This window comes from Prosthecobacter gellanilyticus (assembly GCF_007992435.1).
In the GTDB taxonomy this organism is placed as follows: domain Bacteria; phylum Verrucomicrobiota; class Verrucomicrobiia; order Verrucomicrobiales; family Verrucomicrobiaceae; genus Prosthecobacter; species Prosthecobacter gellanilyticus.
This window is the reverse complement of the sequence record NZ_BKAG01000020.1, coordinates 115,783-123,618: the sequence shown is the minus strand read 5'-3', so window position 1 is coordinate 123,618 and position 7,836 is coordinate 115,783. Positions and strand designations below refer to the sequence as shown.

Here is a 7,836-nt window from a genome sequence, read left to right as displayed (position 1 = left end):
TTCAGTCCGCAGCAGGCCGATGCACCAATGCGGATGGTGACCTCGTTCCAGCGTCTTCAAGACGAAGATCGGTAATGAATGCGGCAAGCCCTCCACAGCCTCATCGCCCCATCGTCCTTTCTGTGCTTCCTCACCACGGCCGCACCCACCGCCGGTACTCATATGCCCGCATCACCTCCAATTGTCACGACTCCCCACCTGCACGTGACACGCTTGGAACACACGCCCACCACCATGCGTACTCCACCCACGCATGAACCGCCTCCTTCTCCCACTCATCACGTGCATCCTGGCTGCACCCACTCTCCACGCTGAATTCAAAGCCGGCTCGGCCATCATCGACATCTCCCCGCCGAAACTCCCCGTCCTCGTCAACGGCAGCATGCTCAGTCGCTACGTCGACAAGATCAACACCCGCGTCAATGCCCGCGCCATCGTCATGAGTGATGGCAAAACCGAGGTCGCCATCGCCGTCGCGGACAGTTGCATGATGAGCCGCGAGGTCCTCGATGACGCCAAGAAAATGGCTGCGGAGAAAACCGGCATCCCCACAGACCGCCTGCTCATCTCTGCCACCCACGCGCACTCCACGCCCGCCTCCATGGGCTGCCTCGGCACCGATCCAGATCCCAGCTACGTGCCCTTTCTCAAAGAGAAACTCGTCGAAGCCATCGCCGCCGCCAAAGCCGCGCAAGTCCCCGCCAAGATTGGCTTCGCCAAAGCCAACGCGGCCGACTTCACCGCGCTCCGCCAATGGATCCGCCGTCCTGATAAACTCGCCGAAGACCCTTTCGGCAACATGAGCGTGCGCGCCAACATGCACGCCGGAAGCAAATGGAATGATGCCGTCGGCGAGTCCGGCCCCGAAGATCCCGATCTCTCGCTCATTTCGTTGCAAACCAAGGACGGCAAACCTCTCGCCGTCCTCGGAAACTTCTCCATGCACTACTTTGGCGATAAAGACATCAGCGCCGACTACTTCGGCCTCTTCGCCGACGGCCTGCAAAAGCGCATCGCGCCAGATGGCAAGATGGTCGGCATCATGTCCCACGGCTGCAGCGGTGACATCTACCGAGTCGACTACAAAGTGCCTGAAGCCCAGCGCCCCAAACCCACCATCGACGAATACACCAACGGCCTTCTCGACATCGCCATGAAGGCCTACGCCACCATCCAATACAAGGACGACGTGGACGTCGCCATGGCCGAGCAGCGCATGACCATGCAGTATCGCCAGCCGGACAAACAACGCCTCGAGTGGGCTCAGCGCATCGTCACCGAGATGGGAGACCGCCTTGCCAAAACCCCGACTGAGGTCTATGCCCGCGAACAAATCATTCTTCACGAGCGCAAGCAGACCGAGATCGTCGTGCAGGCCATGCGTGTGGGCGATATCGGCATCGCCACCACGCCCAATGAAACCTACGCCATTACCGGCTTGAAGATCAAAGCCGCCAGCCCGCTGGCACATAACATGGTCATCGAGCTCGCCAATGGTGGCGATGGCTACATCCCGCCGCCCGAGATGCACGCCTGGGGTGGTTACAACACCTGGGCCGCTCGTTCCGCCGGCCTCGAGATCACCGCCGAACCAAAAATCACACAAGCCGCCATTCACCTGCTTGAGCAAGTAAGCCAAGCCCCACGCAAGCCCTGGCAGCTCACCTCCGGCCCTGCTTCGAAAGCCATCGCCTCTCTCAAACCCGCCATGTGGTGGCGCATGAACGAGTTCAGCGGCCCCCTCGCCCAGGATGACAGCGGCCATCAGCGCCACGCCAGCTATCTCGGCGGCATCGCCTACTACCTTGACGGCCCGCATTCCGACCAGTTCTGTGCCGACGGGCAGATCAACCGCGCCCCGCACTTCGTCAGCGGCGCCCTCGCCACCGATCTCGCAGACCTCGGTACCGCACACACCATCTCCCTCTGGCTCTGGAACGGCATGCCCACGGATGGCCGAGACATCACCGGCTGGTTCTACTCACGCGATCACAGCCACGGCATCAGTGCCTATGGCGAGCACCTCGGCATCGGCGGCAAGAGCGGAAACACCGGCAAACTCATCTTCCAGTCGAAGACGCTGCAAGCTGGCAAAACCGAGATCCCCCGCTGGACCTGGCAGCACGTCGCCCTCGTCCGTGAGGGCGAAAAAGTCCGCATCTACCTCAACGGCACCCTTGAGATCGAAACCGAGTCCCCGCCCGCCAACCCTACCTCCACCTTCTTCGGCACCCGCAGCGACCTCGACTCCTCCTGGGAAGGCCGCCTCGACGAAATCGCCATCTTCCCCACCTCCCTCACCGCCGATCAAATCAAATCCCTCAGCCTCGCCAAGTAAGAAGCCTCGCACGCAACCCAAGGCTCAACCAATTTTCAGTTTTCGATCCCTCACCACTCCACCACTTCCCAAATCATCAATCAAAAATCGTAAATCATAAATCCGTCAGCCCCTCACGCTCCCCCCATCAACCCACTGCGGCGGAATCATGATCTGCCGCTGCACCTCCGGCACCCCATGCTCATGCTGGGAAAGCTGAGTCACAATCAAGTCCACCGCCGCTGCCGCCAGATGCTCTCGCCGCTGATAGATCCCCGCGAACTCCTTCATCTTCGGCGTCCAGTCATGCACCACAAACCCGACATCCTCGGGAAAGCGTAGTCCGAGTCGCCGCAGCCATCCCGGCACATGCGTGTCAAAGGTGATCAGCGCATCCGGCTGATGCTCGCCCATCCACTTCGCAAAGGCCTCAAAACCCTTGCTGATGTCATTGCTTGGAAACAGCAGCAGCGGCACCCGATCCTCCGGGGCCAGCCCGTGCTGCCAGTGAAACAGCCCGCCGCTGTAACCAAACTGCGAGCGATTGACAATCCACCGCGTCACCGCCACGCCGATGCGCTTGTAGCCACGCGCCGCCAGTTGCTCCGCCGCCATGTGAATCCCCAACGTCATGTTTCCCGCGCACATATGCAGTGCCGGTGAGCTCATCGCGTTGCCAAACGTCACCGCGGCAAAGGGCGAGTAATCCAGCTTGCTGCACGGAAGCTGGAGACTCTGCGGCGATACAATCACCCCCTCGATCCCCCGCGCATGCAGGATCTTCTGCAGCCGCTTCGGCGTCAGCCCATCACGCCCCAGAAAGAACTCCTCCACCGCATAGCCATGCCCCTGCGCACGCCGGCGGATGTACTCCACCGGCACATACTGATACGTCGGGCTTAGCAGTCCATCCTGCGGCACATCCTCACGGATCACCGCGATCACCGCCCTTACCCGCTGCTGTTTCTTCCCGCGCACCACCTGCATCATACGCGCCAGGTGCGGATCCGGCTGGTAGTTCAGCCGCGCCGCCTCCCGCATCACCAGCTCTCGCTTCTCCTCGGAAACCTTCGGCGCACCTCGCAGCACCCGCGAAACCGTCATCAGCGAAACCCCGCAAGCATGGGCGATGTCCTTGATGGTGGCGTTGGCAGGTTCGGTCATGGTGTTAACATAACACTCCGCAACACATGTCCAGCCATGAAATGCTCTCCCCGAGCACGTTTTCTGCCACATGCCCCTTCGTTTTCTTTCCCTGGCCCTCTTCGCGCTTCTCGGCACCCAGGTGTTCGCCCAGAGCCTCATCCCTTCCGGCTGGAATCCAGCCCTGGCCGGTGATGTCGTCATGCAGCGCCTCATCAACACCTCCGCCCCGCGAGTCAAAGGGACGCATGACGCGGAATTTATCTGTGTTGGCGACCGTGCCTATCTCGTGACCGAAGCGAACGATCAGCGCGCGGGAGAAAGCTCCGCCTGGCCTTTCATCTACGTCACCATGTCCATCGTGAATCTAAAGACGCTGGAGGTAGAGAAGGTCATCGACTTCGCACGCAGCGAGCAGGCTTTTGAAAATGAAACCCTGCCGTTCGGGCAGTGCTTCGTGCCTCGAATCCTGCAGAAGGATGCGAAGACGCTCCGTTGCTATTTCACCAGCCAGGACCCCGGAAAGAGGCAGGCGCAGATGTGGTATATCGACTTCGATCTGAAAAGCGCGGCGTTCGAGAACCGCATCTTTCGTGCGAAGCTTCAAACAGCCGCCGGCACCTTCGACATGCAGCCGCAGTATTTTCACGCGGATGCAGCAGCCCAGGGCTTCCGTCGCCCGGCGAGAGACGCGGGGCTTTTCATCTTCGATTCGTTCAAGCAATTCGACGGCAAAACCTACGTCGCGCTCAACAACTTTCCCGTCGGGCAAAATGCGCTCGCCTTGCTTCACGACGATCTCGTCACCTTCGAAGTGATCGGTCACTACAATGAGCCGCAGTCCCAGCAGCTCAGCGAGTCCGCCGTCAACAAGCTTCCAGACGGCACCTGGATGGCCATCTGCCGCAATGACAAGGGCAACTACCACTTCACCACCAGCGCCGATGGCAAAACCTGGACCACCGGCAAGGAAATGCCGTTTGTTAACGGCTCAAACTCCAAACCTACCTTCGACAAGTTCGGTGATATCTATTACCTCGGCTGGCAGGATGCCGAACTGATCAACGGCGACCGCCGAACCATCTTTAATATTGATATCTCCCGAGATGGCAAAACCTGGGAGCGCAAATACCGTTTCGAGACCCCGCATTCCTTCCAGTATCCCACGTTCCATGAGCACCAGGGCGCGATCTGGCTCAGCGTCACCCAGGGTCCGCTAAAGGACCGCATCATGTTCGGCAAGCTCGAGGACGTGGGCCAGTTCGAATCCCTCGCTGACAAGAAGCGCATCGACTGGCCGCCGCCCCCTGCGCCCAGCACCGCCGTCATGAAGAAGGGCGAAAAGCTCTTCGCCGACCGCGAGTATGTCATCGATGAAATGCCCGCCGAGGTCAGCGGTCTTCCATTCCTGCAAACCAGCATCGAGCAGCTCGATGTCGAGGTCACCAAGCCCGGCACACTCTACGCTCTCACTCCCACCATCCGCCCCGGCGCGGCTAGCCAAGAGGACGCCCTTCAAAAAGCCGGCTTCACGAAAGTAGACGTGCCCGAGACCCAGCTCTTCCCTCGCGATGTCAACCGCGTCAGCCTCTACCGCAAAACCGTGAAGGTCGGCGAGCGCCTGAAGTTTAAGAAGATGGTGCTGCTCATCCTCAAAGATGGTGTTGCTCTTCACCAGGAAAATCCAAACGCCCCCGTCGTCATCACCAATCCCGGCGCTGAGGTTCAAGATGATGCCCGCCCCGGCGGCATGATCATCGGCATGGATCGCACGCCCAAAGGCCGCATCTGGGGCTGCTGGACCGGCACGGGCGACAAAAAGGATGGATACTTTTTGTTAGCCACCAGCGATGACGACGGCTCCACCTGGTCCAAGCCACGCCTCGTCGTCGGCGCACGCACCGACATCTCGCAAAAAATCAGTGGTGCTCTCGTCGGCAACCTCTGGACCGATCCGAAAGGCCGTCTCTGGCTGTTCTTTGACCAGCAGCTCGGTAATTCAGAGGGACGCATCACCAACTGGTCCATGGTCTGCAGTGATCCCGATGCTGCCGAGCCTACCTGGACAAATCCCGTGCAGTTCGCCGAAGGCTGCACGCTCAACAAACCCACCGTGCTGAAGAATGGTCACTGGCTCCTGCCCGTGTCAGACTGGCAGAAGAAGACCGCACGCGTCTTTGCCTCCACCAATCAAGGTCACACCTGGAGCGAACGCGGCAGCCTGCAGTTCCCGGACTGGCAGTTTGATGAGCACATGATGGTAGAGTTGCAGAGTGGTGCAGGCGTCCCGCCTGCTGCATCGGGAACCCCAGTCGGGACGACTGGACCACACTTGTGGATGCTTGCTCGTACCAGCGGCCAGCCGCATGAAAGCTTCTCCACCGACGGCGGCGCCACCTGGAGTGCTCCCCAGCTCGCAGCCACGGTGCAAAACGTCAGTTCACGCTTCTTCCTCCGTCGACTCAAATCAGGCCGCATCCTGCTCGTCAAAAATGGTTCGCCTGCCGAGCGCCTGCCAAAGCGCACTCACATGTCTGCCTGGCTCTCTGAAGACGAAGGCCAGACCTGGAAAGGCGGCCTCATGCTCGATGAGCGCAACTCCGTCTCTTATCCCGATGGCTTCGAGTCCCCCGATGGACTCATCCACATCCTCTATGACTGGAACCGCCACACCGATGCCGAGATCCTCATGGCCAAGTTCCGCGAGGAAGACATCCTCGCAGCCAAGCTCGTCTCCAAAGACGCAAAGCTGGCTATGCTTGTCAACAAGGCCACCGGACCAAAGCCCGAAAAACTCTACAACGGCATCGAGCTGCCAGACGTCTGGCCGCCCAAATTCCGCGATCCAAACTCCGGCGAGCCGATGGAGGTCCCCTACCTTAAGCGCCCGCTGAAAACCATCCCCATCGATGTCGGCCGCCAGCTCTTCGTGGATGACTTCCTCATTCACAAGACCACACTGAAGCGCACCTTCCATCAGGCGAAGAAGTTTGAAGGTAATCCCGTCTTCAAAGCCGAGACCGAGCGCGAGCTTGGCCCTGCTACCGAAGGTGAAAAAGGCGAGGAAGCGACCACCTTCACTGGTCAGGGCGGCGTCTTTTATGATCCAGCCGAGAAGCTCTTCAAGATGTTCTACGTCGCTGGCTGGCGCGGCCCGCTTTCACTCGCCACCAGCCCGGACATGAAGACCTGGACACGCCACGGCCAGTTGCTGCCAGAAGGCCTGCGCTGGACTGGACCGAAGCTCACCACCGGTGGTTCAGACAACTGCGTGTGGCTTGACCTCAACGCGCAAAACCCCGCCGAGCGCATCAAGTATCTCACCTGCTGGCTGCACGTGCCGAAAGAGCAGCGCCCCAAAGGCTTCATGCACTCGCTGCATGTCTCGGATGGCAAGACCTTTTCAGATGCCGTGACCACCAGCATCGCTGCAGATGACTACTGCTCATTCTTCTACAATCCCTTCCGCGAAAAATGGGTCTTCAGCATCAAGCGCGGCACCTCACGCGGCCGCAGCCGCTACTACTATGAGAGTGACGACTTCCTCAAAGGCGCCGACTGGGGCAAAGGTGTGTTCTGGACCAGCTCTGACAAGCTCGATGAACCCGAACCCAAGGATCGCTATCCCGGTGCTGGCGAGCAGCCGCAGCTCTATAGTCTGAATGCCGTGGCCTATGAAAGCCTCATGGTCGGCATGCACTACATCCATCGCGGACCGAAGAATGAGATCTGTGAGAAAGGCAAGTTCCCGAAGCTGCTCGACCTCGAGCTCGGCTTCAGCCGCGATGGCTTCCATTGGGATCGCCCGGACCGCCGTGGTTTCATCGTTGGTTCGCGCACGGAGGGTTCCTGGGATCGCGCCTACCTGCACGGAGCCGCAGGAGTCTTTGTCGTGCTCGATGACCAGCTCGTCTTCCCCTACATGGGCACCAGCGGCATTGCTCCGAGCGGACATCGCGGCATGTACACCGGCGGCAGCATCGGCCTCGCCACCCTGCGTCGCGATGGCTTCGCCTCCATGGACGGCACCGGCAGCCTCACCACGCGTCCCGTGAAATTCAAAGGCAAGCACCTCTTTGTCAACTCCACCGGCGACATCAGCATCACAGTCTCCGACGACAAGAACAAAGCGCTCGCCACCTCCAAGCCCTTCTCCGGCGACTCCACCAAGCAGCGCATCGAATGGAATGAGATCCCAGATCTCTCCAAGCTCTCCGGCAAGCCCGTCAAGTTCACCTTCACTCTGACCAACGGCTCCCTCTATTCCTTCTGGGTCTCCTCCGATGAGAAAGGCGCCAGCAATGGCTACGTCGGCGCAGGCGGCCCTGCGTTCTCAGGAGTCATGGATAAAGCCGCACCTTGATCAGCGATCTTTG

The 7,836-nt window shown here is 60.1% G+C and carries 3 protein-coding genes; 2 read left to right on the top strand and 1 reads right to left on the bottom strand.

Annotation, left to right across the window (positions count from 1 at the left end):
* The first annotated feature begins 253 nt into the window (after positions 1 to 253).
* Entirely contained in the window at positions 254 to 2,338 is a 2,085-nt protein-coding gene (locus BGE01nite_RS15185; protein ID WP_146851334.1) for a LamG domain-containing protein, read from the top strand.
* A 105-nt stretch (positions 2,339 to 2,443) separates the two neighbouring features.
* Here BGE01nite_RS15185 and BGE01nite_RS15180 read toward each other — a convergent pair whose 3' ends face one another.
* Positions 2,444 to 3,481: a LacI family DNA-binding transcriptional regulator gene (locus tag BGE01nite_RS15180; RefSeq protein WP_146851333.1), complete on the bottom strand. Its 1,038-nt coding sequence runs from the start codon at positions 3,479 to 3,481 to the stop codon at positions 2,444 to 2,446.
* A gap of 70 nt (positions 3,482 to 3,551) precedes the next feature.
* On the opposite strand from BGE01nite_RS15180, the gene BGE01nite_RS15175 reads away from it, so the two are divergent.
* The gene (locus BGE01nite_RS15175) at positions 3,552 to 7,823 is read left to right on the top strand and encodes a sialidase family protein (RefSeq protein WP_146851332.1); all 4,272 of its coding nucleotides are present in this window, start codon (positions 3,552 to 3,554) and stop codon (positions 7,821 to 7,823) included.
* Positions 7,824 to 7,836: the final 13 nt, after the last annotated feature.